Genomic DNA, 1,264 nt, shown 5'->3' with positions numbered 1-1,264 from the left:
CGGTCCACTGGCCCCAGCCGGGGTACTCGGCGCTGAAGGCGACCAGGTCGGGTGCGCGGTGCGTCACGACGCCCTCGACGGTCAGGATGGCGCCGCCGTAGGTGCGGGCGGTGCAGCGCGCAGGGACCGGGTTCGCGAGCTGCTCGGGCCGACGCGGCTTGGTCTCGTGGGGCTCGATGAGGCTCGAGTAGTCCCGATGCTCGGGTTCGCGCGGCATGAGGCCCAGTGTGCGCCGTACCGCCGACACGGCGAAGGCGCCCCACCACCCGGGGCAGGGTGGCGGGGCGCTGTCGACGTCGAGCGAGCTACAGGTGGATGTGGGGGTGGATCAGGCCGGTGGTGATGGCGGCCGCGAGGAGCGCGAGGATGGTCCAGGCCCACCAGGGTGGTCGGCGGGGTGGTTCGTCGTCGCTGAGCAGCAGCAGGAACCACACCGGGGTGCTACTTCTCCCAGTAGAGGGCGTTCGCTGCGACGGATCCGATGGTGGCCTTGCCGCCGCCGTACATGAGGATCTGGAACCGCAGGGCGCGGTAGGTGGCGCCCTTGGTGTCGGGCTTGCCGACGTTCTGGGTGAATGGGAGCACGATCTGTGTGGTGCCGCCGGAGGTGTTGACCTCCATCGCCGCGGTCGCGTGCACGGTCTTGTCGGTCACGTCCGGTAGGGCGTCTTCCTGCACGGCGCGGACCTGGACCTCGCGTGCGGAGCCGTCCGGGGTCTGCACGGCGACGGACAGGACTCCCTCGACGAGGGCGGGGCCGCGGAGCAGGCTCACGCCGTCCTCCGACAGCCGGAGCCGGTGCCAGTTGCCGTCGGCGGGGAACGTGGCGTTCTCCGACGTCGAGACGTGCTTGTAGGAAGGCATGTCATCCCCCGTGTCGGTGGTGTCGTCGTGGTCGGTGTCAGGGTGCGAGCTGCTGTCGCCGGTGGCGTACGCGGTCCAGGCGTCGCGGTCGCCGTAGAACTCGTCGAGGTCGACGTTCCCGGAGTAGCCCGAGACGCGGCCCGAGCTCGTGTACTGCCACGCGGCGGGATGGCCGAACTTCCCCGTGGAGCCGTAGGAGGACGAGCCGTAGCGGGCGACCCACAGCCCGTAGTCCTTCGCGACGGCGGACCAGTCGTACTCGGTGGTGACCGACCCGGACATGTAGATCCACGGCCGGATGCCGGTCTTCGCGTACACGCGATCCAGCCAGTTCTTCGCCGCCGCCGGGCCGCGTGAGATCGCGTCGGCCTCCCAGTCGAGCACCAGGATGCCGTGGCCC

Annotated in this window: 3 protein-coding genes; all 3 read right to left on the bottom strand. The window is 70.6% G+C overall.

What is annotated here, in order from left to right; translation table 11 throughout:
• Nucleotides 1-217: hypothetical protein (locus ABD254_RS21295; protein WP_344250991.1), on the bottom strand; the 217-nt coding region annotated here is incomplete at its 3' end.
• 88 nt (nt 218-305) lie between these two features.
• Nucleotides 306-434 carry a hypothetical protein gene (locus tag ABD254_RS21290; protein ID WP_344250989.1) on the bottom strand — a complete coding sequence of 43 codons (129 nt, stop codon included), beginning with the start codon at nt 432-434 and terminating at the stop codon, nt 306-308.
• Between the two features lie 7 nt (nt 435-441).
• The coding region (locus tag ABD254_RS21285) for a GH25 family lysozyme (RefSeq protein WP_344250987.1) at nt 442-1,264 on the bottom strand (823 nt) is incomplete at its 5' end.

This window comes from Isoptericola hypogeus, from assembly GCF_039531145.1.
Lineage (GTDB): Bacteria > Actinomycetota > Actinomycetes > Actinomycetales > Cellulomonadaceae > Isoptericola > Isoptericola hypogeus.
Note: the sequence above shows the minus strand (reverse complement) of the source record. Positions and strands in the feature narration are given on the sequence as shown.